This window comes from Streptomyces sp. NPDC002004 (assembly GCF_053593975.1).
This window is the reverse complement of the sequence record NZ_JBSFDP010000025.1, coordinates 39005-65047: the sequence shown is the minus strand read 5'-3', so window position 1 is coordinate 65047 and position 26043 is coordinate 39005. Positions and strand designations below refer to the sequence as shown.

General features: G+C 68.5%; 24 protein-coding genes and 3 pseudogenes. 14 read left to right on the top strand and 13 right to left on the bottom strand.

Annotated elements, in window-relative coordinates:
• The first annotated feature begins 300 nt into the window (after positions 1-300).
• From ACWCP6_RS27795 to ACWCP6_RS27780, 4 genes and pseudogenes are all read left to right on the top strand, one after another.
• A pseudogene (locus tag ACWCP6_RS27795) lies at positions 301-1152 on the top strand (DNA/RNA helicase domain-containing protein).
• A gap of 448 nt (positions 1153-1600) precedes the next feature.
• Complete coding sequence (locus ACWCP6_RS27790; protein ID WP_450935309.1) at positions 1601-2695, top strand: serine hydrolase domain-containing protein; 1095 nt, start codon at positions 1601-1603, stop codon at positions 2693-2695.
• Positions 2695-3468, top strand: coding sequence for a MerR family transcriptional regulator (locus ACWCP6_RS27785; protein WP_450935308.1), 774 nt, complete (start codon positions 2695-2697; stop codon positions 3466-3468). The genes ACWCP6_RS27790 and ACWCP6_RS27785 overlap by 1 nt, the downstream gene beginning before the upstream one ends.
• Positions 3469-3685: 217 nt before the next feature.
• The gene (locus ACWCP6_RS27780) at positions 3686-4189 is read left to right on the top strand and encodes an AAA family ATPase (RefSeq protein WP_450935307.1); all 504 of its coding nucleotides are present in this window, start codon (positions 3686-3688) and stop codon (positions 4187-4189) included.
• 36 nt (positions 4190-4225) lie between these two features.
• Here the strand turns inward: ACWCP6_RS27780 and ACWCP6_RS27775 are convergent.
• Positions 4226-4579: pseudogene (locus ACWCP6_RS27775) on the bottom strand (transposase); the annotation flags it as partial.
• 24 nt (positions 4580-4603) lie between these two features.
• Between ACWCP6_RS27775 and ACWCP6_RS27770 the strand changes: the two are divergent.
• Positions 4604-4959: pseudogene (locus ACWCP6_RS27770) on the top strand (transposase); the annotation flags it as partial.
• Between the two features lie 15 nt (positions 4960-4974).
• Here ACWCP6_RS27770 and ACWCP6_RS27765 read toward each other — a convergent pair.
• Positions 4975-5886 carry a S41 family peptidase gene (locus ACWCP6_RS27765; RefSeq protein ID WP_450935306.1) on the bottom strand — a complete coding sequence of 304 codons (912 nt, stop codon included), beginning with the start codon at positions 5884-5886 and terminating at the stop codon, positions 4975-4977.
• A 57-nt stretch (positions 5887-5943) separates the two neighbouring features.
• Between ACWCP6_RS27765 and ACWCP6_RS27760 the strand changes: the two genes are divergently transcribed.
• Together ACWCP6_RS27760 and ACWCP6_RS27755 are read left to right on the top strand one after the other, a co-directional pair.
• Positions 5944-6450, top strand: a complete 507-nt coding sequence (locus tag ACWCP6_RS27760) for an ArsR/SmtB family transcription factor (protein WP_450935305.1) — start codon at positions 5944-5946, stop codon at positions 6448-6450.
• 211 nt (positions 6451-6661) lie between these two features.
• On the top strand, positions 6662-7555 hold the full coding sequence (locus ACWCP6_RS27755; RefSeq protein WP_450935304.1) for a methyltransferase domain-containing protein: 894 nt from the start codon (positions 6662-6664) through the stop codon (positions 7553-7555).
• A 121-nt stretch (positions 7556-7676) separates the two neighbouring features.
• Here ACWCP6_RS27755 and tatC read toward each other — a convergent pair whose 3' ends face one another.
• The 6 genes from tatC to ACWCP6_RS27725 form a co-directional block, all read right to left on the bottom strand.
• Entirely contained in the window at positions 7677-8579 is a 903-nt protein-coding gene (gene tatC / locus ACWCP6_RS27750; protein WP_450935351.1) for a twin-arginine translocase subunit TatC, read from the bottom strand.
• Between the two features lie 440 nt (positions 8580-9019).
• Positions 9020-9307, bottom strand: coding sequence for a Sec-independent protein translocase subunit TatA (gene tatA / locus ACWCP6_RS27745; protein WP_450935303.1), 288 nt, complete (start codon positions 9305-9307; stop codon positions 9020-9022).
• A gap of 621 nt (positions 9308-9928) precedes the next feature.
• The gene (locus tag ACWCP6_RS27740) at positions 9929-10345 is read right to left on the bottom strand and encodes a hypothetical protein (RefSeq protein WP_450935302.1); all 417 of its coding nucleotides are present in this window, start codon (positions 10343-10345) and stop codon (positions 9929-9931) included.
• Between the two features lie 272 nt (positions 10346-10617).
• Entirely contained in the window at positions 10618-11040 is a 423-nt protein-coding gene (locus tag ACWCP6_RS27735) for an ATP-binding protein (protein WP_450935301.1), read from the bottom strand.
• 999 nt (positions 11041-12039) lie between these two features.
• A complete protein-coding gene (locus ACWCP6_RS27730; protein ID WP_450935300.1) occupies positions 12040-12828 on the bottom strand; it encodes a zf-HC2 domain-containing protein in 789 nt (262 codons plus the stop codon).
• A gap of 25 nt (positions 12829-12853) precedes the next feature.
• Positions 12854-13459 (bottom strand): sigma-70 family RNA polymerase sigma factor, encoded by a 606-nt coding sequence (locus ACWCP6_RS27725; RefSeq protein ID WP_450935299.1) that lies wholly within the window; start codon positions 13457-13459, stop codon positions 12854-12856.
• Positions 13460-14218: 759 nt separating this feature from the next.
• Here ACWCP6_RS27725 and ACWCP6_RS27720 point away from each other — a divergent pair.
• The 6 genes from ACWCP6_RS27720 (at position 14219) to ACWCP6_RS27695 (ending at position 18835) form a co-directional block, all read left to right on the top strand.
• Positions 14219-14767, top strand: a complete 549-nt coding sequence (locus ACWCP6_RS27720; protein WP_450935298.1) for a plastocyanin/azurin family copper-binding protein — start codon at positions 14219-14221, stop codon at positions 14765-14767.
• On the top strand, positions 14764-15753 hold the full coding sequence (locus ACWCP6_RS27715; RefSeq protein ID WP_450935297.1) for a metallophosphoesterase family protein: 990 nt from the start codon (positions 14764-14766) through the stop codon (positions 15751-15753). Before ACWCP6_RS27720 ends, ACWCP6_RS27715 begins: the two co-directional genes overlap by 4 nt.
• The gene (locus ACWCP6_RS27710; RefSeq protein WP_450935296.1) at positions 15750-16199 is read left to right on the top strand and encodes a hypothetical protein; all 450 of its coding nucleotides are present in this window, start codon (positions 15750-15752) and stop codon (positions 16197-16199) included. Before ACWCP6_RS27715 ends, ACWCP6_RS27710 begins: the two co-directional genes overlap by 4 nt.
• Before the next feature lie 494 nt (positions 16200-16693).
• Positions 16694-16966 (top strand): hypothetical protein, encoded by a 273-nt coding sequence (locus ACWCP6_RS27705; RefSeq protein WP_450935295.1) that lies wholly within the window; start codon positions 16694-16696, stop codon positions 16964-16966.
• Positions 16967-17868: 902 nt separating this feature from the next.
• Positions 17869-18204, top strand: a complete 336-nt coding sequence (locus ACWCP6_RS27700; protein WP_450935294.1) for a hypothetical protein — start codon at positions 17869-17871, stop codon at positions 18202-18204.
• 94 nt (positions 18205-18298) lie between these two features.
• Positions 18299-18835 (top strand): GNAT family N-acetyltransferase, encoded by a 537-nt coding sequence (locus ACWCP6_RS27695; protein WP_450935293.1) that lies wholly within the window; start codon positions 18299-18301, stop codon positions 18833-18835.
• Positions 18836-19006: 171 nt separating this feature from the next.
• Here the strand turns inward: ACWCP6_RS27695 and ACWCP6_RS27690 are convergent, their stop codons facing one another.
• The gene (locus ACWCP6_RS27690) at positions 19007-19840 is read right to left on the bottom strand and encodes a TRADD-N-associated membrane domain-containing protein (RefSeq protein ID WP_450935292.1); all 834 of its coding nucleotides are present in this window, start codon (positions 19838-19840) and stop codon (positions 19007-19009) included.
• Positions 19841-19888: 48 nt separating this feature from the next.
• Positions 19889-20395 carry a hypothetical protein gene (locus ACWCP6_RS27685; protein ID WP_450935291.1) on the bottom strand — a complete coding sequence of 169 codons (507 nt, stop codon included), beginning with the start codon at positions 20393-20395 and terminating at the stop codon, positions 19889-19891.
• 466 nt (positions 20396-20861) lie between these two features.
• On the opposite strand from ACWCP6_RS27685, the gene ACWCP6_RS27680 reads away from it, so the two are divergent.
• Complete coding sequence (locus ACWCP6_RS27680; protein WP_450935290.1) at positions 20862-21239, top strand: hypothetical protein; 378 nt, start codon at positions 20862-20864, stop codon at positions 21237-21239.
• Positions 21240-22374: 1135 nt separating this feature from the next.
• Here the strand turns inward: ACWCP6_RS27680 and ACWCP6_RS27675 are convergent.
• From ACWCP6_RS27675 to ACWCP6_RS27665, 3 genes are all read right to left on the bottom strand, one after another.
• The gene (locus ACWCP6_RS27675) at positions 22375-23424 is read right to left on the bottom strand and encodes a DUF6801 domain-containing protein (protein WP_450935289.1); all 1050 of its coding nucleotides are present in this window, start codon (positions 23422-23424) and stop codon (positions 22375-22377) included.
• Positions 23421-25283 (bottom strand): NACHT domain-containing protein, encoded by a 1863-nt coding sequence (locus tag ACWCP6_RS27670; protein WP_450935288.1) that lies wholly within the window; start codon positions 25281-25283, stop codon positions 23421-23423. Before ACWCP6_RS27670 ends, ACWCP6_RS27675 begins: the two co-directional genes overlap by 4 nt.
• A gap of 248 nt (positions 25284-25531) precedes the next feature.
• The gene (locus ACWCP6_RS27665) at positions 25532-25978 is read right to left on the bottom strand and encodes a hypothetical protein (protein ID WP_450935287.1); all 447 of its coding nucleotides are present in this window, start codon (positions 25976-25978) and stop codon (positions 25532-25534) included.
• Between the last annotated feature and the right edge of the window lie 65 nt (positions 25979-26043).

Genomic DNA, 26043 nt, shown 5'->3' with positions numbered 1-26043 from the left:
AAATCCGCGGCGGGAGGCCTGTGACCTGGAACGTTCGCCATGTTGCCTGATCACGCGGCGAGAGCCGGTCGGCTGCCCCAGTGGATGCCGTTCTCACTGCGGATGCGGGCGCGTTCCTTGTGTTCGGCGACCAGTACGTCGCGGTGAAGGCCTCATCACCACATTCCTCGACAAGGTCCCGGTCGGGGTCACCGGTGACAGCGTGGTCCTCCTGGCCGGGGCCCGCCGCGCCCGTACCTACCCTGACCACCGGCACGGCGCGTTCCCTGTGACTCTGGGCAAGTCCTCGAACGGGCCGCCGTGACGGTGCTGTTCCTCGACGAGCGACAGATCGTGCGGCCGACGGAAGGCCTCCCTCTCAAGCAACTTCGACAGCACGAGCAGCGCACCGGATCGTCCTTCGCCCACATCGACCTGGTCAGCCAGTTCCGCTGCAACGGCTCACGTGCTTACCAACAGTGGTTCGATCGCCTCTTCCAGCCTGAGGGGTCCGCCTCGGTCTGGGAGGGCAGCGACTACGACCTGGCCGTCGCAGCAGACCCCGAGCAGCTTGAGCACTGGGTTGCTGAATACATCAGCGGCGGCCGGACCGTGCGGGTGACTGCTGGCTTCTGCTGGCCATGAGACTCTCCACCGACTCCACCCCTGCTGCCCGAAGTAGCGATCACCTGGGACGGGCCGGAGGGGCCACGTACCTGGGCACGCCCGTGGAACTCCCGCGCCGACGAGCCCGCATTCGACCGCCCTGCTGACGTGCCGGCCCGTCCCTTCTGGGCCACTGACACCGGCGGCCATGACCAGGTCGGCTGCATCTACACAGCCCAGGGCATGGAGTCCGCCTACAACGCCGTCATCATGGGCGGGGACCTCTTCTGGCGAGGTGAGCGGTGGATCGCTCACCCTGAGGAAAGCCGCGACTCCCAGCTGCGCGACCTCCCACCGCATCGCTACCTGCGGTACGCGCTCAACACCTACCGGGTACTCGCCACTCGGGGCACCAGAGGCACCCGCTTCTACTCGAAGGATGCAGCTGCTCAGGCGTACTTGCAGACACTGCTTCCCCAGCACAGCCAAACGGCGCCAGCTGGTGCGAACGACCAAGCCTTGTCCGCCCGATCATGCGCCCTGGCTACTTGTTCCGACGACGGGTAGGTGCAGCTCGACCTACATGCGGAGGCCGAAGGTGAGATGGCGGGAGGGTCTCCGGGCGGTGTTCTCCCCGTCGGGCAATTCGCGGGCGGTCATGGTCACAGCTACATAGGCTCCCTCCATGCCTAGTGCTCTGACCGCATTGGTTCGCCGGGTAGGTCGTGTGACTGAGCGGGCTGGTTGACCACTGAGCGCTGTAGTTGGCCCGCAGGGTGGTGGATGAGCATGTGGCCGGAGCTGTCCTCGTGAAGCACTGGTCGGGCGAATCGCCATCGCGGGGCAGCGAGGCGGCGGCCAGGATCCGGAGTGGGGCGGGGAGTTCTCGCTGACAGTCGTGCCGACCGGAAGCGACTGTGGGCTGGATCACAGTTGAGGTTGACCTTGGGACAGAGTGGACGCTCGTCGCATCGGCACGACGCCGACCCGGGCACAACCGATGTGAAGGAGCAACATGTCCACCAACCTTTCCGGCCGGGGGCAGGATCGTCTGGAGCTGCAGAAGGCGATCGAGGAGTTGGTCGAGTCCGGTTTCGTCGGGGTCCAGCTCCGGGTGAACGACGAGAAGGGCGAGTGGGTCGGCAGTGCCGGTGTGCGCAAGCTGGGTCAGAGCGCCAAGCCGCTGACGAACGGGCACTTCCGCATCGGCAGCAGCACCAAGAACTTCGTCGCCACCTCGGTGCTCTTGCTGGTGGCCGAGGGCAGGATCGGCCTGGATACCCCGGCCGATGACTACCTGCCCGAGTTCGGTCTCGACCGGCGGATCACAGTGCGGATGCTGCTGCAGCACACCAGCGGGATCTTCAACCACACCGGCGAGCTCTACGAGGACGGCACGATCGTGCTGGGGGTCCCCTGGCAGGGTAAGGAGTGGGTGGACAACCGGTTCAAGACTTACCTGCCCGAAGAGCTGGTGCGGCTGTCGGTGTCCAAGCCCGCGCGGTTTGCGCCGGGTACGGGCTGGAGCTATGCGAACACCAACTACGTGCTGGCCCGGCTTGTGGTCGAGAAGGTGACCGGCCGTTCGTTCCCCGAGGAGTTGCACCGGCTGATCTTGGGGCCGCTGGGGATGACCGGCACCGTGGCGCCGGGCACCTCGCCGGAGATCCCCGAGCCGCACAACCACGGCTACTACCGCTATGAGGACGCCGGGCAGGAGCGGACGGTCGATGTCACCCGTCAGAACCTGTCCTGGGTCGGAGCCGGTGGTGACATGATCTCGACCACCAGGGACCTGCACACGTACTTTTCCGCGCTGATGGGCGGCAAGCTCCTGCCGGCCGAGCTGCTGGCCGAGATGCGCACGCCGGAGACGACGGTCGGCTATGGCCTGGGGGTGTTCGCGCAGGAAACAGACTGTGGCACCGTCTTCCACCACAACGGCGCCACCATGGGCTCGGCGGCGCTGATGTACAGCACAGCCGATGGCACCAAGACCCTGACCGCCGGGCTGACCTGGGTGGACGACGCCGGCCTGTCGATAGCACCGGCATTCCAGACCGCCCAACAGCGTTTTGTCGACGAGGTGTTCTGCGGCAAGCTGGGCTGATGAGGAACGGAGTGACGATCGGGCAGGCGGCGGCGTTCGTCGGCGTCACAGTGAAGACGGTGCGGCACTACCACAAGCTCGGCTTGATCGCGGAGCCGGAACGGGACAGCTCCGGCTACCGGCGATACGGCTCCGGAGAGCTGCTGCAGCTGGTGCAGGCACGGACGCTGGCCGCCGCGGGCGTGCCGCTGGCCGAGATCGGGCCCATGCTCGACGCCGACGCCGCGCAGTTCGGCTCCGCGCTCGCCGACGTCGAGCGGCAGCTCACCGAACGCATCGACGAGCTGGTCGCCCGCCGCGACACGCTGCACCGGCTCGCCGACGGCGACCGGGCCCTGCTGCCCGACCGCGCCTGCGCGATCCTCGACCGGATGCACTGCCTCGGCTTCAGCCCCGACTATGTGGCCGCGCAACGCGAGGCTCTGGTGCTGGCCCGGGCGCTGGTACCGCAGGGCTTCGACGGCTTCCTGAACCAGCTCGAACACGGCCTCGACGACCCCGAGTACGTTGACCTGGCCAAACGCGGCCGGGAGGCGGAGACCTGGGAACCGGACGACCCGAGGATCGAAGAACTCGCGACCGCCATGGCTGACCACTACCTTGCCAACCCCGCGCTGCAGGGGGATCACGCCAGCCTGCAGGCATGGGCTAAGGCTTCGGCCCAGTACAAGCTGATCAACAACCACCGCGGGGACCAAGCGCCGGTCGCGGCCCGGCTGACTGCGCTGACCGAGGCCAAGCTCCGCGCTGCAGGCGTACCCATGCCGCACTGATGACGGAATCCTCGTGGCACCGAAAACTGCGTGTCACAGCAGATGAGAAGCTCACCGCCTCTTCCTGCGGGCCAACTCCGACGCCAAGCCGCGCCAACTGCAGTGCTCATGGGCCAACTGAAGCGCTGAGTCACAGGCCGGTCGCCGGTGAAGGCCGCTCCAGCGGCCGCACTCCTCGCCACGTTGGGTGGCTTGTCTTCGGGTCTAACCTGGCTCCGTGACGCAGGAAACGAGCACGGTGGTGCTGATGTGTGGTCTTCCGGGAGCGGGCAAGACCACTTACGCGATGGAGTTGGTGCGACGCGGTTACGTTCGGCTGTCGATCGACGAGGTGGTCTGGCAGAGACTCGGGCAGCGTGACGCCGGCTTGGTGCTGGAAACTGAGGCGTTCGATCAGCTCAAGGAAGAGGTCCGCCGCGAGCAGCGGCAGGAACTGGTCGAGCTGATGCTGACAGGGCGCGACGTGGTGGTGGACTACAGCTTCTGGAGTCGCGCCGCCCGCGATGACTACAAGGCGCTGATCGAGAACCACGGATGCCGCTGGGAACTGGTCCACCTCAAGGCCGACCGGACGACGCTGGAGCATCGCCTCGAAGCGCGCAATGGTGAAGAAAGGGCCAACTCCGTAACCGTGGATGAGACGCTGTTCAACCGCTACCTGGCCAACTTCGAGGAACCGAAAGGAGAGGGTGAGCAGATCGTCATGCAGTCCGTGATGTGAGGGCCTGAAGCTGTTCGGGCGAGGAGGGGACGCCCGCCCCCAGCGGAGGCCCTTCTCGTTGCGGATCCGAGCGCACTCGCGACGTTGCGCGGTCAGGACGTCGGGGTGGCGGGTGTTGGTGTTGCGCCATCGCAAGCAGGCGTGCAGGGCCCGGGTCTTGACCATGTGGTCGCGGTAGTTGGAGTTGGCGACGGTGAAATGCCGCAGTGGTCCGAAGTGGGCCTCGATCGGATTGGCCCAGGACGCGTACGTCGGGGTGAAACAGAGTTCGACGCGCTTCTTCTTCGCCCAGTGCCGGATGGTGTCGCACTTGTGGGCGGATAGGTTGTCGAGGATGACGTAGATCGGAGCGCCGTCCGGGCGGGCCGCGCGGATCGACCTCAGCCAGGCCGGCGACGCACCCGCATTCGACACGTCATAGCTGCCCTGCGCGTTCCCAGGCCGGTCGGACGGCCGCGGACCCGGCCCCTCGTCGTCCTGGCGGACCGGGCCTACTCGTCACGCGCCATCCGCGAGTACTTGCGCAGGCGCGGAATCCGGACGTGGTCCCGCAGACCGTCGGCCAGATCGCCAACCGCCAACGCAAAGGCCGGCTCGGAGGCCGCCCGCCCGCCTTCGACCGCGAGGCATACAAGCAGCGCAACACCGTCGAACGCTGCATCAACCGCCTGAAGAACTGGCGCGGCCTGTCCACCCGCTACGAGAAGACCGCCACCGTCTTCCAGGCCGGACTCCACATCGCGGGCATCTTCATCTGGTCCGCCCACTAATGCAAGAGAAAGGACCTAGGTCAAGCGCGCCACGGCCAGGGGCAGCACGCAGTCGAGCGCCGCCTCGGCGTCGCACAGCACATCGGGCCGGACTCCGGTGCCCTCCCAGTTGGTGCCCGAGACCGGGTTGACCGCCCGGGCGATGGGCACGCTGAGCTCCAGGTGCGGGTGCACCGTCCAGCCCTCGCGCGGGTGCGCGCCGCCCCGGGTGGCCTCACCGACAACCTGGGCACGCCCGAGCTGCTGTAGGTCGTAGGCGAGTTCCTCGCCCGCGGAGAAGGTGTTTCCGCTTGTCAGCACGTAGAGCGGCTTGCTGCCGCCGAAGCGGGCACCCGGTACGAACGGGGGCGTCCAGGATTGCTCGGCCACCTCCCCCTGCCGCGAGAGCATGGTGTTGAGGTGTGTCCGGCCGTCGAGCAGGTAGCCGCATATGAAGGCGACCGTGTCCGGGTCGCCACCGGTGTTGCGGCGCAGGTCCAGGATGAGGGCGCGGGCGGGGGCCACCAGTGAGAGCGCTGCGGCCAGCGGCTGCGCCGCCCAGTCCAGTGGGAACATCTTGGGTGCGATCTCCAGGACCGCGACGCCGTGGTCGAGGAGCTCCACGCGCGGAACACCGCTCAGGGAGTCGTCGAATTCCCTCCGCATCGCGGCGAGTGCCGCCGCGCCCTGCTCGAGCGGCACCGGCACGGCGTGGTACTTGAGGGCCAGGTGCAGGTCGCCGTTGACAGACCGCAGGTCCGCGGTGACCGCTTCGGCCAACTCCTGGGCGGATGGGACTTGGTAGGAGCCATCGGCACTCCGGCGCCGCAGCAGGGCGGCCAGTTGCCGGGCGGCATCGGGGAAGACGTAGTTCTCGCACACCAGGTCGGCGATCGACTCGACGACGGCGACGGCGTCCAACGCGGGTGGCGATGTGGTGGAGGTCATGGGAGGGAGTAGACCAGCGGCTTGCCAAAGCGTCAAACATACTTAACGCTTGATCCGGTGAGCCACCAACCAGACGAGGGCGTCCAGCGGATCAGCACGCCTCTGCAGCACACCGCACTCGCCCACCCCATGCGCCAGCGCCTGCTCTTCGCGCTCAGCGGCCGGCCGTCGACGATCAGTCGGCTCGCCGCGCAGCTGGGAGCGAACAAGGGCAGCGTCTCCCACCACCTCAGGGTGCTGTGCGAGGCGGGGCTGGTCCAGGACGCGGGAACGCGACGGGTGCGCGGCGGCACCGAGAAGTACTACCGGCGGACCGCCGAGCGACTCCTCGTCGCCGAACCGCAGGCCGAGGGCACGGCCGCGCTGCTCGGCGCCGTCGCCCAGGAGTTGGACCGCTCACCCGCCGACCACCTCCTGACACTGCGCCACCTCCGGCTCAGCCCGGCCAACGCAGCGCGGCTCGCCGAGGCGCTGGCCGGACTGGTCGACGAGACGGAGGAGGATTCGGAAGGCGAGCCGGTGCACGGCCTCTTGGTGACGCTCTACCAGCAGGCCGGGACGTAGGGCCGGTCTGCTGAAGATCGTGTTTGCGGTACGGCTAGGCCCCATCTTTCGGATCATTGCGCGGCCGCCGGACTGCCTGGGGGCACCTCCCGGCCGTCAGGCTGTGGGAGTCGCGCGCCTGACAAGATCCGAACGAGAGGGCCTAGCTGTGTGAGATATCCCTCTACCGTCGTCGTGGCGCTGGTGGCCTGGGGAGGTTGACCATGTAGTGATGACCTCCTCGCCCCGCCCGCCGCACGTTGGTGGCCGACCGGATCCGACAGACGGAACTACCGCGCTCGGTGGAGAGTCCGCTCCCGCCCGCGGGTACCTGCTGGACAACGCGCGCGCCGAGGCGGGCGAGCGATTCGTTTGGCTGGCCGAGCTGTTCGACGGTGTGACACGCGGGCACTTCGATCGACTCGGGGTCGGGGCTGGCTCGCGCTGCTGGGAAGTGGGGGCCGGTGGCCCCGGTATCCCGGAGGCGCTCGCGGCGGCCGTGGGTCCGACCGGGCACGTGCTGGCCACGGACATCGACCCGGCGTGGCTGAAGACAGGCGACGGGTACGAGGTGCGCCAGCACGACGTCGCCGCTGACCCGCCCCCGGAGCCGGGGACGTTCGATCTGGTGCACGCTCGGCTCGTGCTGGTCCATGTACCCGACCGGGCACGGGCGTTGGCCACGATGGCGGCAGCGCTTCGGCCCGGCGGCTGGCTGCTGGTCGAGGACGCCGATACCGCTCTGCAGCCGCTGGCATGCCTGGACGACAGCGGCCCTGCGCAGCGGCGGGCCAACCGGCTGCGTGACGCGGTCCGGGAGCTGCTGACGCGCCGCGGCGCGGACCTGCGCTACGGCCGGACACTGCCGCGGGCATTGCGTGAGGCCGGCTTGGTAGATGTCGCCGCGGCGGGCGTTTTCCCGGTCGGTGGGCTGGCCTGCGACCGGCTGGAGGCGGCGACCATCCGGCACGTGCGCGGCGAACTGCTCGCGGCCGGCCTGGCCGACGACGCCGAGATCGACGCGCACCTGGCCGCCATCCACGCGGGCAAACTCGACCTGACACTCGCGCCGCTGATTTCGGCCTGGGGACGCCGTCCAGCCGAGCTCCCGTCGGCACTCGGTTAGGTGCGGATCCAGGCGTTGTCCGACCTGCCCACAGCGCTGTTCGTCGTTGGCGTTGGCCCGGGGTGGGGTCGGCGAATCTGATGGCGCCGCCGCCTCGGTGCCCTACTGAAGGCGCCTCAGGTCACGTCGTCCTACCCGTTGGCGCAGTGTCGTTGGCGTCCTGCTGCGCGGGCGGGGCCTGGCTGGCGGACACCGGTTCCGCTTCGCCGATGCCCTGGGGCGTGAGGTCGAGGTCGGAGGTTTCGTCGTCGCCGGGTCCTGCGGCCTCTGCTCGGGCCGTGCGCCGGTCATGGAGAAGCGAAAAGACAACGGCGGAGAAGTAGAGCACCCAGATCGGCGTGGCCAACGCCAGCATGGTCAGCGGGTCCGTGCTCGGCGTCGCCACAGCCGAAAAGACCGCGATCCCCATGATCATGCCGCGCCACCGGCCGAGCATCCGCCGGCCGGACAGCACTCCGGTGAGGTTCAGCATCACCAGCAGCAGCGGCATCTCGAAGGAGAGACCAAAGACCACCACCATGCGGGTGACGAGGTCGAGCAGATCGTCCAGTGGCAGCAGGTTGTCCACCCCGTGCGGGGTGAAGCCGATCAACACCTTCGCGGTCGTGGGCAGCACCCTATAGGCGAAGAAGGCGCCGCCGAAGAACAGCGGGACGCCCGCGCCGACGAACGCGTAGGCATATTTGCGCTCGTGCTTGTGCAGGCCGGGGGCAACGAACGCCCACAGCTGGTACAGCCATACCGGCGAGGCCAGCACGACGCCAGCCATCAGGGACACCTTCAGCGCCAGGGTGAAGGGTGCGAGCAGGCCGTTGATCGTGATCCGCGCGCAGGTGGTGTCCGCGGTCTGCTTGGCCAGATCGGCGAAGGACGTGGGGCACCCGACCGAGTCCAGTACCGGCCTGGTGCAGAAGTTGATGATGCCCTTGTAGTTGAAGGCCGCGGCGATCGTGACGACCAGGATGGCGAGGACGGCCTTGGCGAGCCGGTTGCGGAGCTCACGAAGGTGCTCCGCGAGCGGCATCCGCCCCTCGGGGGCCCTGCCCTTGTTGCGGACTGACTGAGGCACGCCACGTCCTCATTTCGTGCGGCGGACCGGGGGTGACCGGCCCTGCGTCAGTACTTGATCGTCTACGTCACCCGGTGGGGCGCGAGCCCGGCACGGCGACGGTTGCGGCCGGTGGCGTGTCCAGGAGGAGGTTGGTCCCGGTCGGCACCACTTACGGCGAGCCGCTCTGTCCTGCCCGGCCCGAGGGCGGGTTGCCCACGAAGGTCTTCGGAACCGTCCACTGTGAGGCGCTGCGCTCGGGCCAGGAAACAGCGTTGCTTCGGCCAAGACTCCGGCCGATACCGCAGACAACGACGCGGTCGGATCGACAGCGCGAGAGGTGAGCCGGCTGGGGAGGATTCGGGCAGCGTCTCGTGCCGGGACGAGCCGGGGGCGCGCAGGAATCGGACTCGGACTCAGTGGCCGGTCGTGCTGTCAGTGGGCGCGGTGCGGTCGGTGGAGGTGTCTCCGGGAGCGCCGGAGATCGTCCGCGGTCCCGGTCCCGGTCCCGGTGCAGGCTCAGGCTCGGGGCGTGGCTCGTTCGAGGCGCCGTCGTCCTTCATGGCCTTGGTCTCGCTCTTGAGGATCCGCAGGGACTTGCCCAGCGCCCGGGCCGTGTCGGGTAGTTTCTTCGAGCCGAAGATCAAAATCACCACCGCGACCAGGATCAGCAGGTGCCAGGGTTCCAGCGCATTGCGGAACATCGTCACACCACCCCTTCGAACATGTCGGTCCTCGTATCTGCTTCGGTGATCCGTGCCGCGTGTTCCTGCGAGGCAGCGGTGGGAGCGGGAGCTCCCGCGGTCTTGTGCACGTGTGCCTGGGAGGAGGTCTCCCGGCGCACTTGGCACGCCGGTTTCGCCGGTGCCCGCCGCCCGCGCCATCGGGAGATTCCCACGGCGTCGTCCAGCCAGGTCTCACAAGCGAATTCGTCGCCCGCCGCCGCAACCACGGGGAGATCGGTCGGCAACAGGCTTACGGCGAGGGGCAGTTCGTCGCCTGTGACCTGTATGGGCACCGGCGCCGGCTGCCCGGCACTCGGGGCGTGTGGGGGTGTTGGGGCCGGATGGACGCCCAGCCGCTTCCCCTGGGAGCAACCACGTTCGGGGACCTGGAACAGCCGGTGGGTCTTCGCGCTCGGCCATGGTGCGTTCATCGGCTTTCTCCGGCGTGACCGTTCCTGTCGCCGACCGGCGTGATGTTCACGCATGGCAGTCGGGCATATGAGGCGAGGGGAGTGGAGTGGACCGGCTGCCGAGGGGGCGCGCCGGGTGTCGATGTCCTTGCGGGTCATGTGTCCTTCTCCTTGTCGGATCGGGGTCGATTCAGGTTCCGGGGCGCCCGGCAGTCGTCCAGGCGGCGTACTCCTGACGGACGTAGAGGCGGTGGTTGGGGGAGAGCGTGATCGCGTCGGGGTGGTGTGGGCCGGCAACCAGATCGGGATGGCGACGGTCGTGCAGGACGAGTTGCTCGGCGGTTTCCGCGGCGGCTGCGACCGGGCCGGGGCCGGGGTCGTCGAGGGCCATTCGGTCCATGAGGGCCGCCCGTCGTAGCAGCCGGGCGCGTTCGGCTGCTGTCGCATCGGCCAGGGGGCCGGTGACGGGCCTTGCCCGGCGGCCGTCGCGTTCGGCTCCGAGAGCGAGCACTTGGTGCATCTCGCGGCGTAGGTCTGGCGCATTCGCGTACGCCTCGTGCGGGGGCGGGGCGCTGATTGCCTCGCCGCTGTTCGGGGTGACGTGCATGTTCACACCTCCGCCGGTAGGCGCGGGCCGGCGTCGCAGCGCGGTCTCCTGCTCGGGGTCGTGATCGAGGGCCGGTGGGTGTGCCGCGGACCGCATGGGCAGCCGGGCCGGGCTCGGCCAGCCGTCGACGGGGAACGGCTTGTGGGGCGCCAAGGCCCACTCGGCGGCGCCGTCGGGTGACCCGGCGCCGCAGCCAATCCCAGTGACGTGTCGCTGTGCGGCGGTGTCGACCTTGGCAAGGGACCGTAGTGCGTGCGGAGCGACCGGCCCGGTCATGGCGCGCACCTGAGGCAGGCGTGGACTTCGCGGCCGCTGCGTGTCTGGTGGACCTCGGTCGACTGGGCAAGGTGCTGGACGATGCCGGTACCGCGGCCGTGTTCGTCGGGGGCGATGTCGGGGCGATGCCGCTCCAACGCCATGCCGGAGTCGGCGACCACAATATGCAGAGTGCCGTCGTCGAGGACGAGCAGCAGGGTCATGCGCTCGCGGCCGTACTGGGCGGCGTTGGCGGCGAGTTCGTCGACGATGAGAACGGCGGAGTCCCGCTCACTTGCGGGCACGCTCCATGTCTCCAGCAGATCGGCCGCGAAGTGACGAGCGGCGGAGACGTGTGCCTCCTGCGCGGGCAGGGTGAGCAGCGCCTCGTGGCGGCAGGGCTGGCCGAGCAGTGAACTCGGGCTGGGGGAATCGGTCACAAACATGGTCTTCTGGCTCTTCTGTGGATGTGCGGAGAGCGGAACGGGGGAGACCACCAACTACTTCGGGGGCTGTCAGTGCGCCGGCTTCTGAAGGGCCGTGCTCATTCAGTTCCACGGGCGACGCATGCCGAACGGTTCGAGTTGTTCGCCCCTTTTACTCGACTTCTTGCGGGTGACGTCATGTCCGCGGGCCGGCTGGGCTCACTTGCCTCTGCCCGGGCTCGATGCCGTACTCGGTCGAACCGGGCACCGGTAGCTCGTTTTCTCGCCCGTGGTCTTCCGAACGGCTCTGCGGGATCGAAGCGCCGCAGGGCCGGACGTGCGTCCCTGCCCGCGTCTCGGCTCGGTCGCGGCCCTCGGCGTGCAGACATCCTTGATCGTCATCTCCGTGCTGCACGCACTTCCAAGGAAGAGGCGAGTTGAGGTCGTCGGCCGTTTGGTGAATCGCGCATCTCTGCTTGCGGGCGGGGCGGGGATCACTTCGGCCGGGCCCCTTGCTGAGGCCAGGGTGGCACCACCGGCCACCCGGAGAGGGCGTACACGCCCCGTCGGCGCGCCGTGAGAAATGGACCCGGGTGCTGGATTTGGCCTCCTCCCGGCGGAGGTTGAGGTGCATGCCCTGGGTCCTGCACAGTCGTGCCCACCCATGTTCGCGACCGGCACCCGAGGAGATCCGGCGCGGGGGTGACCGGCCAGCCACTGCCGGAAGCCGCGTGACGGGAGCGGGCAAGAGCCCCACGAACGAGCCGCAGAACTGCCCGGCGCCGACGCAGTCCCACGATGACAGGCTGTGGGGCGAGGCAGCCGCAGCATCTGACCGGGCCGGGCGACGTGTGGCACCACAGCGGCCAGGGCGACGACCGCTTGCGGCCGCCCCTCGACCCGCTGGTCGTGCACCCTTTGGCCTCTCGTGCCGCCGTGCGCTCGCCCCCGACTGCTGTCGTCATGTCACTGGGCGGTCAGACCCCAGAGTGGCATGACGTCCCCGGCCTCGCCTCACGCCCGGATTGTGACCATCTTCTGACCGTTGTCTGCGAGGATCTCGAAGTGGTCGATGTCTCCCGGGGACATGGCAACCGCGCCTGGGATCGTGGTGTCGGGAGAATACTCGCCTGCCCGCCAGGTAGCGCCGTCCGTCCTGACTCCGCCGGGTCCGACCGCCTGCAGCCGGCAGGTGATTCCGGGGGGTGCCCCTTGGGCGGAGACCTGCAGGACACTGCCCCAGGCAGAGGGCGAGACCTTCACCGAGGCGGAGACGCCGGTGGTGGGATCGCTTCCGGAGAAGGTGCGCCAGGCAGCCGGTGCGGTCGGCCCAGGCGGGGTCGCCTGACTGCTCACGGATCCCATGGCCGCCAGCCACGTGCCGCCGGCCGCTGCCGCGATCAGCGTGAGTGAGGCGGCCGCGCCGGCCAGTTGCAGACGCCAGGTCCTGCGTCGCCGGGTCGCGGCCTGCTGGAGGAGCCTCTCCAGCACACCCCCTGCCGACGCCTTCGGCACTGCGGGAGCGGCGGGTCGTTCGGGCAGGGTGCCCTGCGCGCTTTCGGCTGCCCGTGCCACCAGCCGGTCGGCCAGGTCCTCGTCGGCCGTCGGCACTGTCTGGCCTGAGGCTTCGGCTTCGGTCACCGTCGCAAGCAGTGCAGGCAATCCCGCCAGCCGGGTGTGTTCGGCCCGGCATTCGGCGCATTCCGCGAGGTGGATGCGCACCTGCTCCATTTCCGCCGAGGGCAGCGTGCCCAGGACGTATCCCCCGAGCGCCAGCCGGAGGGCGTCGTGCTCGGCACTCATGGTCGCCACCTCCTGCCCGCCACGGTCATGGCTCGATGCCCCGTTCCTGCAGTGCCAGTCGCAGGGTGTGCAGGGCGTAGTGCGTCCGCGACTTCACGGTGCCCAGCGGGATGCCCAGCACCTGTGCGGCCTCCGCCATGGTCCGGCCCCGGTAGTAGGTCTCCAGCAGGACGGCGCGGTGGTCCGGGGACAGTGACCGGACGGCGTCGGCGACCGCCCAGCTCTGCAGCGCCTGCTCGATCTGGTCCTCGCCCGGCGTCTGCTCGGCGGCCCGCTGAAGGGCCTCGCCGCCGACCTCGGCCGGTCTGGCCTGCCGGGCCCGGTGGGCGTCGATGACCAGGTGCCGGGCGACCGTACACAGCCAAGCCCGGGCCGGGCCGCGTGCGGGGTCGAACGCGGCGGGATGCTGCCACGCTCGCAGCAGCGTCTCCTGCACCACATCCTCTGCCCATTGCCAATCTCCCGAGGTCAGACGCAGCACGTAGTGGAACAGGGCTCCTGCGTGCTCCGCGTACAGGGTGCGCAGCAGTTCCTCATCTGCGGTCGAAAGCGCCCCTTTACCAGTTACACGGCGCGCGGAGCGATTCGGATCGGTCCTTGGACCACCACGCTTTCGGGAACTCCAGACCATAAACCGATCATCGCGCAAATGTAACGCTTTGTCCCGTAACGCACGGCGCAGTGCGGGTGACGCTGTGTGTATTGCGGGCGATGCGCCCCTGCCGGGCCCTGTGGCGCCAAGAGAGCCAAGCGTGCGCTACGGCTGGGAGGGCGACTGATCTGCGGCGATGTCAAGAGGTCTCACAAAAAGTGCATATCTGCCGAACCGTGGGACTCCCGCCATCCGTGGAGCCGGACAAGAGCCGACTCGCGCGCAGGGCCTCATCGATTCCCCACGCGACACAGGATGGATCGGAGATGACCGAGATGGACCACGCGACGGACCCGCTCCTGGTGCCGGCCGAGCTCACCCCGCCCCCGTGCATCCAAGTAGGCGCCACCGTGCAGTTTCCGCCTGTGGCCGGCGCGCACCATGGCGATGTCTCTGCATGCACAGTGATCGAGGGCCGCGCAACCACCGGGACAGAACTCCGCCCTGCCCGGTGTGCGCACCACCCGTACGGGCACTGCCAACCTGCCTCGAGTCACACGCGGCTCCCCACAGCGCGAACTGCCGCATGTCGCGCGCACCTTCGTGGCGCGCAGGGGCGGACGTGCAGCGCAGGGCACGTCGAGGCGAGCCGCCGCCCCGGGGCGGCACCCATGCTCGTTCGCCGGGTCCCTGAGGGGCACGCGCCCATGAACGCGGCATCCACCACATATTCCTGCGGCTACGTGCGCCGAGCCGGCGCAGTTCCCGTCTCCGCCTGATCAGTAAGGAACGGACACCATGTACCTGAACTTCCGCACACCAAGCCGCCGATCACGTGCTGCGGCCGGGCTGGCTGTCGCCACCATCGCCACTGCCGGCGCGGTGGGGCTCCTCAGCTCGTGCGGCCAGTCGTCGCATTCCTCGGACAGCGCAGCCGGCGCCATCACACCCGGTCCGGGGCAGCACCAGACGGCAGGGACGCCCGGGGCCATGGAGCCAGGAACCGGCTCCGCTCCCAGTGCCTCGCCGATGCCCGCAATGAGCATGCCCATGAGTGCCTCGAGCACGTCCGCCCCGGCCGCGCCGGTGACCGGGGACGCGGTGACGATCAAGACCTTCGCATTCTCCCCGGCCACGCTGAAAGTCAGAGTGGGCACGAAGGTGACGTGGACCGATCAGGACACCGACGCCCACACCGTCACCAGCGCCGGATCGGGCGGCCCATTGCATTCGGCCGCCCTGGCCCCCCATGCCACCTACAGCTACACGTTCACCAAGCCGGGCACCTATGCCTACCTCTGCACCATCCATCCGTTCATGACCGCCACTGTGGAGGTGACCCGATGACCGACTACTACGACAGTCACGACGGAGCGCCGGCCGACGACGCCGGTCGGCCCGATACCGAACACGGTATGACTCGACGTCAACTCCTCCGGCACGCAGGATGGTTCGGCGGCGCGGTGGTCCTGACCGTGGCCAGTGGAGAGGTGATAAGCCACATCGCCGGCTCCCTGGACACCAACACCGGGACCGCCGCAGCGGGAAGCGGCGCGCTGCGGTTCGTGCAGGTCTCCGACAGCCATATCGGGTTCCAGGGCCCGGCGAACACGGATGTGGTCGGCTCCTTCGCGGAAGCGATCAAGCAGGTCAACTCGCTCGGATTCAGACCTGACTTCGTCATGCACAGCGGTGACCTGACCCACCTGTCCACGGCCGGGCAGTTCGACCAGGTCAAGCAGATGATGGCCGGAATGAAGACGGACCGCGTCTTCACCGTGCCGGGCGAGCACGATTCCATCGGCGATGCAGGCCGCGCCTACCGGCGGACCTTCGGCATGGGCACGCTCGGCGACGGCTGGTACAGCTTCGACACCCACGGCGTGCACTTCATCGCCCTGGTCAACACCCTGAGCCTGGAGAAGCTCGGCCATCTCGGCACCGACCAGATCGACTTCGTTCGCAAGGACATCGCCGGACTGTCTTCGGACACCCCCATCGTGGTCTTCAGCCACATCCCGCTGTTCGCCATGTACCCGAAGTGGGGCTGGAGCACCGACGACGCCCTCAAGGTCATCGCCCTGCTGCGCCGCTTCTCCTCCGTCACCTGTCTCAACGGGCACGTCCACCAGTTGTTCACCAAGACAGAGGGCAACATCACCTTCCACTCCGCCACTACCACCGCCTACCCCCTGCCCAAACCGGGCCGCGCCTCTGCCCCGACCCCGCAGGTCGTCCCCGCCCGGCAGCTCAAAGAAGCACTCGGCATCCGCAGCGTTGGCTACCACCAAGGTGACCGCGAACTGGCCATCAAGGAACAGAGGCTGGTATGAACACCCACAGACTCCTCGCCCCCACCCTGCGGTCGATGACCGCCGCGACGCTCGCCGCCAGCGGATACATTCACGCCCAGCTCTACATCGACGGATACCGCTTCATCCGCATCATCGGCCCCCTGTTCCTGCTCCAGGCCAGCACCTCCTTCGCCTGCACCGCCCTGCTGCTGATCGGGACACCGCCCCTGCTGCTGAGGACCGCCTCGGCAGGCGTCGCGCTCGGCGCGCTCGGCGGCTTCACTGCTTCGCGCACCGTGGGAGTGTTCGGATTCACCGAGCACGGTCTGCAGCCCGAGCCACAAGCCCTCCTCAGCCTCCTCGCCGAAACCGGGACGCTGCTGCTCCTCGCCGTCTGGCAGCTGACCATGACCAGACAACGCCGCGCAGCCCGACCGCCCGCCAGGACACCCAACTGGACCACCGCCCGCACACCACAAGACTGAACCGCCGCCACGAAGCCGCTCGAGGTGCCTGAATCCTGGTTCGAGGTGCGGCGGGACCGGCAAAGCCACACACCGCCACACGGGCTACCACGGCAGAAGTGAACGGCAGCGCAGGGCGACCATACGGGAGCTCACCCGTTGGCAGGACTCCGTGTCGGCCCAGGCACTGCACGCCCTCCTGCTTGCCGAACCCCCGTGCTCGGCCTGACCGACCACTGCCTGCCACGCTGCGCGAGCCGCAGGCGGACAGCGGTGTGTATGCCGTACGCGGACAGACAGGCCAGCGGGGCGCACCCGTCTACGTCCCGCCGACCGGCACCGACACTCCCAGCCGTGCCGCGGCTACTGCACAGGCCGCCCGCCCACACCGGCACCGTCGAGAGGCGAGGCAGTCGCAACGCTTGAGACATCGGCTTCCCCGCCGAACAGACCGTCGACCTCATAGGCGCTACCTGCGCCGCCCGCACCCCATTCCGGAACCAAGGAGTGCCCCCATGTACCTGGAACCGCGCCCAGGAATTGCCTGGCCGAGCCCGCACCTCCGCGAACTGAAGGATGCCGTACGCGCCCTGCTCGGCCTGGACGACGACACCGCCGTCATAATCCGCCAACTCGCCTGTGGTGAAGTCGGCCACCCACCGCTGAAGACCGTAGTCGAGGTGCTGTCCATGGACGGCGAGGCCCACCGCTGGACGCTCCACTGCCTCGCCGAGCAGATCACCGAGAACGAGCTACGGGCCACCCTGCTCCGCCACCGACCGAGCTGACCGGAACCTGACCTCACTGCAGGGTCCGATGCGAGGAGGCGGGGCGTCTCGTGAGGGGCGAGCGTACGCGCCACGTAGTCGTATCCGTGGATCTCCCACTCGTAGTCCTGCGCGCTCGGGCTGAGCTTGACGAAGGCCACGTCCTCGCCTGCGGCCACTTGGCAGACCCTGAAGCTGCCGCGGGGCCAGGACACATCCGCGACGTTGTGCTCCGTTCCAGGCAGGTCATCGGTGACCCATCGCCGCAGGTCAGAGGCGATGGGAGTGTGCAGGGTCATGGACGGGTCTTTTCCGAATCGCGTGGGAGCAGCAGATCTGCGGACAGGCTGCAGTGGAGCTGCGTGGTGGCTGCGGCGATGCCGTGACTGTACTGACCCTGGGACGAGGGCGCCGCCCATGAGGTCCGGACCCCCGTCGCTCGCGGTGGCGGGGCCGAACGGTCATCGCCGCTTTCCTCTCGACTGATCTGCTCACTCAACGCTGGAGAGATCAGGGCGGGCGCGGAGTCCGTTTCTGCTGGGCGGGGCACCGGGCCGGGGCGGATGATGGTTCGACGGCGGCCAGAAGTAGTCCGCCATCCACGGTTCGCGGTCTGCGGTGGCCATCCCGGGTGGAGGCGGCTGGAGGTGTCGGCGTCCTCCCCGAAGACGACCGGGTCGTCAATTCCACCCCCGTACGGGAGAGTTGGATCATCCCCGGGTGCGATCCCCGCTCAGCGCCACCCGAGGATGCTGGCCGCATGGCGATCAAGACAACGAACCCGTCCGACCGGGGCCACCGAACACCCCGTCCCCCGCTGGGCCGAGCGCATCGCGCGCGCGATCCCCTGGATCGGCCTCCCGGTGTGCCTCTGGCGCCTCCCCATCGGTTTCGGGTTCCTGATGGGCATGGATATGCCTCGGATGGAGGTTCCGCTGTGGGTCGGCGTGGCCTACGTCGGCACACTCGCCCTCTCCGAGACCTTCGCGTTGCTCTGCTCCTGCCTCGTCCGCCGCTCCGGTGAGGTCGTACCGGACTGGGTCCCCGTGCCGCGGGGTCGGCGCATCCGGCCCGCCGCAGTGCTCGCCCCCGCCACGATCGCGGGCCTGCTCCTCACCGCGCTGACCGTCGACTGGGTCCTCACCACCTTCAGCCTTGCCGGGCTCACGGACGTCCCGTACGACAACGGCTGGTGGAAAGCGCTCGCCGTGACCGTCAGCGCCTGTTCTCCCTCTGGGGCCCGCTGGTGCTGGCCCTGACCTATGCCTACTACCGCCGCCGCTGCGGCCGCCCAGCCCAATAAGAAGCCCCTGGCGTCAAGCGCACCCCACGACTCAGAGAAGACTTGAACCTATGCACTACTGCATACGCCGGGTAGCCGGCACCGAATGGCGTGAACTACGCACGATCAGGCTTGAGTCGCTACGCGACTCACCCACAGCCTTCAGCTCCTCCCACGCCGACACCGCAGCCCGCCCCGACAAGTTCTGGCAGCAGCAGGCCGCCATCGAGGCGACCTCCGTGGAGTGCGCCGCCTTCATCGCCTGCGACGAAGCCGGCACCTGGATCGGGCTCGCCGGCGTCGGACCCATCCCGTACGTCCCCGACCATGTGCAGATCCACTCGGTCGACATCTCCCCGAGGCGCCGCGGCCCGTCCGGCCCCGCCGCCGACCTGATGCACACGGCCATCGGCTACGCCCAAGTCCACGCCAGCGCACGCTGGTTGACGCTGGGCGTGCACGAGAGCAACGAGCGGGCGCTGGCCTTCTACCGGCGACTCGGCTTCGAGGACACCGGCAAGACCATCCCCTACGTCCTCAACTCGTCGCAGAAGCTCTTCATCCTGGGCTACCCGAACTTCCGGAGCTATTCCTGTACCTCGGAGTAGCTGTAACACGCGGTTCGGGCGCCGCCACTGCCAACCCGGCGAACACGTCTCCCCGGGCACCCTCTACAACCACATCCCGATGCAGGCCCGCCTCCCGTGATTCGGGGGCGGGGCCTTCATCATGCTGCCCGCGGGTTAGGCCCGCTTCGCGCCGCGCCCCCGCTGCGATATCTACTGTGGAGCCGGTTCACTTCGCTGCTGCCCGATCTTGGGGAGCGTCTTCGGTGCGCCGCTCTGCTTCGACCCGTTCACCTGATGCATCTGCTTTCCGGTCTCGAGTACATCGAGGACGATCTGCGCTGTGAGGTCATCCTTGGCGGGACCTTCGAGCCGTTCGGTGATGCGCTCAGCTGTCAGGAAGTAACCGTTCAGCACTGGCTGGTTGAAGTACTGATTCAGCTGCTGGATGGAACGGTCGTAGACAGCAAGGAATGTCTTGCTGATGTAACCCACGAAGACTGTCGAGAGGGCCGCCAGAGAGCCGATGAAGATCCTCTCCCCCTGGCTGTTGTAGTGCATCGACGCAACGAAGGCGGCAACAAGCGCGACGAGCCCAATTGCCATCGCTGTGAGGCTGCTGACGAACGACTTGTTTGCCTGCCTGGTTGCGATTCCGTGGTACTTCTCGAGAAGCGCCTGGTTGAAGTGGACTAGGGCAGGCAACTCCATGCGTTCACGGAGTCGGTCAGCGGCGTTGTCGAGCCGCTCCTGCTCATCACGTTTGATGGCTGCTCGTCGGCGCTCTCTGACGATGACTGCTGTGACTGCAGCCAGGACCGTCGTAACGCCGGCGATGACAACAACGGTGATGAACCATGTGGGCAGCGGTTCGGTCTTCGTGCGGCTCGAGTCTTTGATCGAGACGATAGCGGAAACCACTGCGGCGATGACGCCGCTGGCGAGTCCGAGACCGGCAGCAACTTTTTCGATGTTGAACCGAACCGTCGTTCGCCCTCCCGCTGGAGTGTGCCGTTCAAAATGAATCGTTGGTGGCTTGTAACTCATGGGCCCCCCAAGGCTGCTGTGACGATGCGCCAGAGTAGCCGAGATCCGCTAGGCCGCCGCCGTCCTCCGTTCTGCGAGCGGCAGCACCATCAACTCGCTGTGCCCGTACTGGGTGCCACAGCCGCTGCACCGGGCCCAGGGACTGTCGAGGGTGACGCGGAGGGCCTGGCCGCAGGGGCAGGCGACGGGGACACGGCGGGGCGGGCGCTCGCCCTGCCATCGGGGGTACGTGAAGCCGAGGAGCTCATGCCAATAGATCAGCCACGTCTGCAGGATCGTCACGACGCCCCCGCGGGCCATGAGCGACAGGAGCTCCAGCCGGGGCGCGAGCGGCGCTGTGCGTCTGCCGGAGACGCTCGGCCCGCCGGTTCCCGCTGCCGGGCATGAGCCGGCCGCTGAGACTGGCGTACAGGCTGTCGGGCCCGGCGAGGGCGAGCAGTCTCGGTCGGTGCGGTCGGTGCGGTCGGTGCAGGGGCGGCAGGCCTGGCGGCCGAGTTCGTCGGCGTACAGGGCGCTACGGCAGACCGTGGAGGCGGGAAGCGTGGCGTCGTTCACGACGTGCTCCATTCGGCGGAATCGCAGTTACGGGCGACGCGGTGGGGCGTTCATGATGCATGAGCAGAAGTCGCAGATTGCGAGAGCTGTCAGGCTCGGCGGCGTTCGACGAGCTGCAGGCTCAATTGGCTCGTGCTGCTGCCGGGATGGCTAAGGAGAAGCCCCCACGACAGAAGGCGATCGAGAAGGCGATCAGCCCGACGAGTGCGGAGCCGGATGACGACTGCGGTGAGGCTGAGCCGCTCGGCTCTGGCTGAAGTCATTCACCCTCCTTCTCGAGTGGCCAGCGCCGATCATTGATGGTGCATTCGGCTGGCGGCGGCTTGGATCCTGTCCGCAAGATCGGCCGTCAATCGACCGCGGTGGCCTCGTCGCCGCGCCGAGGGACGACTACCGTGTCGCTGGCCGATACAGCACCACTCAAGTAACTGGGGGAGCAGCCTTGCTAAGGAAAGTCAGCGCGATCGTGGCCGCATTCGCGGCGGCAGCCGTGCCGGTTCTCGCAGGGGCGCCAGCCGCCACCGCCGCCACGACCACCTACCCCACCACCCAGTTCACCGTCCAATCAGGCGACAGCTGGTATGCCGGCCAAATCACCTGGTACAACCGGTCGGTGAGCCTCGACGGAGAGCTCAATGCCTACGGGTGTAAGCGTGCGTACGGTATCGCGTGGGCAGGCACCACCCCACTGGACGAACGGAGCACCAGCACCCACTGCGACAACTACACGGATCAGGACATCTCCCTTGACGCAGACGTCCCCGGCGGAGCCGACCATGTCCGGATTAACCTGACCGACGCCAACGGGAAGGTTCTCGCCTACAGGTACTACTACCGCTCGTGAGGTGAGCAGGATCGATTGGTGTGTGGCCAATGTTCGGCCACACACCACTCACCGGTTAGGCGCCCCCGACCGGTCGAGGCAGATGGTTTCGGGGTGTCGCTGGTCAGGCGCTGTTGGGCAGCACTGCATGGGCGGGTTGGTGGGCCCTGGTACGTGGTGCCGTGGTTGATGCTGGCGCCCTGCAAACCGATCCGAGCGGTACGAGGCAGGCTCAGCAGCCGGTTTGGAAAAGCCTCAATGCCTTCGCGGGTCCAGTGAGGTGACTGAGGCGCAGACTTGATCACTCTCCGGCTCCCGGCCTCGCAGACCTGCAGGACCGGGACCGTGCTCACGTCTCATGCTTGGCGGAGACGACTCCACGGAGATCAGGGAGCGGGTGGTGCGGATACAGCGTCACCAGGTGAACCGGCGCAGGGACCTCGTCGTGGTGCGGACGCGACTGAACACGGGCCGGGACGAGGAAGCTGGGGACCGATACGGGACACTGGGTAGGCCCGGCGGTTCGCGTCCGGCCGATGCATCCGCCGCCGGCCTCCTCCTACTTCGGCCACTTGGCCGGGGTGGGAACTCGTTGGCGTCGACCGCCGCGTTGCGTCGGGAGTGCCGGGAACGCGCCAATGCCCATTCCCACTCCGCCGCGTCTCCGTCGACACGAGCCGCATCAACTGCACGGGGCGCATGCCCCAGGGATTCCACGTCAGCGGCCAAGATGTGCGGGAAGAGCGTGGTCAACGGGACGCCATCGAAGGCACCTCGGGTCATGGGCATGTGTCGATCACCCATTCTCTCCGACTCGGACGACAAGGAACCCCTGCACCCGAGCCCCTGTCCTGTCTCGGACAACTGGAGGCAGCCGCTGCCAACTGCGGGGCCGGGGTGGTTGGGCCTGCGACCCAGAGCGCCCACGGCTTCCTCAACCCCGCCAATCGACCCCTGCACGCACCCTGCGTCACCACCCGCCGAGCCCGCGGACACCTCCACCCCGCCTAAAATCACAGAACCGTCAACGGTGATGTTTCGCACGGGCGTTGGCCCAGGGACGCGCCGACCGTTGCCTGCTGTACGCCCGGGCGAGGTGTTTGTACTCGGTGTGAGGTGTCCCGCTCCGAGCCCCGTGACCCGGCCCCGCTCCGACTCAGCCGTCCGCTCTGCGTCTTCTCAGGCGTGCGCCGAGGCCGACCAGTGCTGCGGCGGTGCCTGTGACAAGGCCGCCCAACGCCAGTGCGACCGGGTGCTTGGGGTTCGGGGCGCCGTGTTTGTCGTCCGGCGTGCTCGTCGGGTCGTTCCGTGGTGTGTCGACTGTCGGTGCTCCCGGCGAAGGGGAGGGGGAGCGGGGTGGTGCGGATCCGGTCGTGCTGGGTGACGGGTCGGGTGTGCTGGTCGTACTCGCCGTCGAACGGGCTGTCCCCGGTCCCGGCCGCGTGCCCGTGGCGGACCCGCCGGAGGTTCCGGAACCGCTCCCGCCGGCCCCCGTCCCCGTCCCTGTCGCCTTCACCGTCCTCGTCCCTGTCGCCTTCACCGGCTTCGTCCCCGCCGCCTTCACGGGCTTCGTGACGACGAGCGACTGCAGGACCGTGTTTTGTCCGGGGTCCACCGTGCAGGCCGCGTTCATCGTGCCCACCTGGGTCAGGTTGCCGTACGCGTCCCTCGGGGTGAGGTGCAGGCCGAGGTCGCCGACGGTGACCCTCACGTTGCCCGGCCGGGTGAAGGTGACGGCGGGCGCGGTGCCCTTGGCGGACATGTCGAACGCGCCAAAGGCCGGGATGGGGGTGCGGGGGATCGTCATGGGCACGGACAGGCGGCTGTCGCCCTGCGGCGCGGACACAGTGGCGGTCCCGTCCACCGAGCCCTCCAGGGTCCTCGCTCCGACGAGCGGGGCCAGCCCGGTGAAGCTCGCGTCCACCGTCGCTACTCCGCTCACGGCGGCTCTCGGGCTGGAGTCGCCGACTTCGAGCGAACGCGGGATGTCCGTGCCGATCCTCATCGTCACCTGCGTGGTGCCGATCCCCGTGAACGCGCAGGTGTAGCTCAGCTTGATCGACACCGGCTGCGCGGAGGCGGCCGGGGTGCCCCATGTTGCGACGATGCCCAGCACGGCCGTCATTGCTCCGGCGACTCCCAGGGCCTGCCGTCCGATGCCGTACGTGCGCGTGCCGCCGCGGGCCATGCCGCGCCCGGCGCTCATGGGCTCCCGCCTTCCGTCGGCTGTTGGTGATGCCGGTGGGCCTCGGCGAGGCGGTCCCGCAGCCGTGCGTGGCGGAACTGGTAGACCGCGCCGGCCTGGCGCAGTACGCCTCGAGCGCGGGCGTCGTCCAGGAAGGCGTTCACCCTCCAGGGGAGGCGTCCTGACAGTGGCAGCCAGAGGCGGACCAGGACCACCCACCGGCCCCACGCGGACAGCGTGCCGACCCCGACCGCGGCCGCGAGTCCGGACCCGATCCCGGCCGGGAGGCCGAGGGCGAAGCCGTTGAAATGCGTGACAGCAGTTCCGTATCCGAGCCCGAGGACCAGCCCCACCGCGGCCGCCTGCACGAGCACGATGGTGCGGTTCGTGCGCAGTAGGGCCGTCGCGCTGACTGATTCCTCCGGCTTGGCGTCCGTCTCGAGCCAGGCCACCAGCGCGAGGACGATCCCGACCCCCAGTCCGATCAGGGAGCCGGCCACGAACCAGTTCCCGAAGAGCAGGGCGACCACCGGCCAGGGGTAGGACAGGAGCATCGCGTAGACCGCGACTCCGCTACCGAAGACGATCCCGAAGACCAGTCCGCCGGCCAGCCCGCCGCCGACTCTGGGGAGGAGGCTCTCCCGCACTCTCCTCGACCTCGCCCCCCTCGACTCGCCACGTAACCGGAGCTGCATGCGGGACGGCTTGAACGCGCCGCTGGCCTCGATTTTCGACGCGAATCCGTGCATGAGCCCGAAGGTCAGCCCGATGCCCAGCATGTTCAGGAACGTGTACAGGAGCGCCGCCGGGGGGTCGCTCATGAGGGCATAGACGAGAGCGACCGCCGTCCCCGACACGAGCCCGCACAGGGCTCCGGAGACGACCATGCGCATGGGCAGGCTCATGGTCGTGCCCAGCTGCCACCACTCGATGTCCTGTGCGCCGATGACGTGTGCGTCGGGCTTCTGTGCGTCCGTCTTCTGTTTCTTCAGGTGCGTGGCCAGGTAGCCGAGCCACTGGCCTGCGCGCTCAGCGCTCCACCGTCGGCGTTTCGGGACCGACAGGTTGAGGATGGGGTCGTACGTCCTGGGGACGAAGGCATCCAGAAGGCGCTTCTCCAGCGTGTCCTGGGAGCTGAACTCGGCGATTTCCAGCAGGGCTTCAGGATTGCCGCCGGACGCGTGGAACGCCTCGGCCATGGTGAGCATCAGGGGAGTGGTCAGTACGGCGGCGAGCCGGGCGACGGCCGGTTCGCCGGAGCGGCTGCTCAACTGGTCCAGGACGGGCGCCCATCCGGTCGAGGCGTCGAGGCGGGCGGAGCAGTCGTCGAGGGTGAGGTCCGTCAGTTCGATCCCCGGAAAGAGCCCTTCGCCAGGGTTGACGCCTCTGAGTGCTTCGTGGCGGCTCGTCAGCAGCAGTGGCAGATTGAAGGCCCCGAGGTGCCGCAGCGCGGGTTTGTAAAGGTCCTCCGCCATCTCGTCGAACCCGTCGAGGATCGCCAGCACGTGGCCCCCCACGATCAGTTCAGCGGCCCATGTCCCTTTGTAGGGGAGCCGCCTGGCCAGGAAGGGGTGATCCCGCTCCAAGCAGTCGATCAGCCAGTCCCGCAGGGACATCGCAGTGGGGTCCCATGATCCCAGACTGAAGATCACCGGCACTGGACCCTTGCCGGTCCAGTCGTCGTCCTCCAGCCGGGTCTGCGCGAAGCGCCGTATCAGGACGGTTTTCCCCGAACCGGCCCGGCCCAGCACCAGCAGCTGGCTGCGTCTTTCCTCGAGGTAGACAGACGCGATGTTCTTCAGCGGACCTGCCAGGTCCAGCGGGGAAGCGGCCGCCAGCGCCGCCGAGGTCTCCCGGGCACCGCTCCTCCGACCGGTCAACTCCTCAGGTGCCGCTCGACAATGCACCGGCAGCGGATGTCCGCTCCGCAATTGCTCCTGAACCTGATCCTGCCCCAGGTCGGCGAGGACCCTTTGTGCGAGGATGCGTAGGTTCTCGGCCAGCGTGACCGGGCGGCGGCCTGACCCCGAGACGATCGTTACGTTGTCGCCGGTGAAAATGGGCGCCCGGTTGTCCCTCCCCACGGCCACGGAGCGCGTGCCGCCCGCCCGCACACCGGACCGGCCTCTCACCGGCGGGGGGCGCTCCCCGCGCCGTCGCCGGTGGAGATGTTCCCGGAATTGTCCCCGCCCACGGCAACGGAGCGCTCGCCCTCGGCGTGGACGGCAGGGGGAGGCGGAGGCGCCGGAAGAAGGGCCGAGAGTTCCTCGGCGAGGCCCGGCGTGTCCGTGAGTGCCGTGCGGAGCGCGATCCTCAACTCCGCGCGGCGCAGAGTGAGCATGTCCGGGTCCGCGCCCGCCTCCGCGAGGTGTACGACCGCGGTGCGCACGGGGTCGGAGTCGGGGGCCGTGTCGGCGTCACGGTTCAGGAGCCTGCCGATGAGGCGCTGCCCCAGCCGTACGGTCGCATTGGCGGCCTCGTCCTGGGTTCTGGTCAGCACGCTCATGCCATAGGCGACGGCTGCGGCTTCCGAGGCCGGCACGATCTGGTCGAGCAATGCAGTGGTGTCGAGCACAGGTAGTCCCCTTGCCGCACAAGCGAGTTCGGTCCCTGATGCTAGCCATACGGGCACCCGGGTGG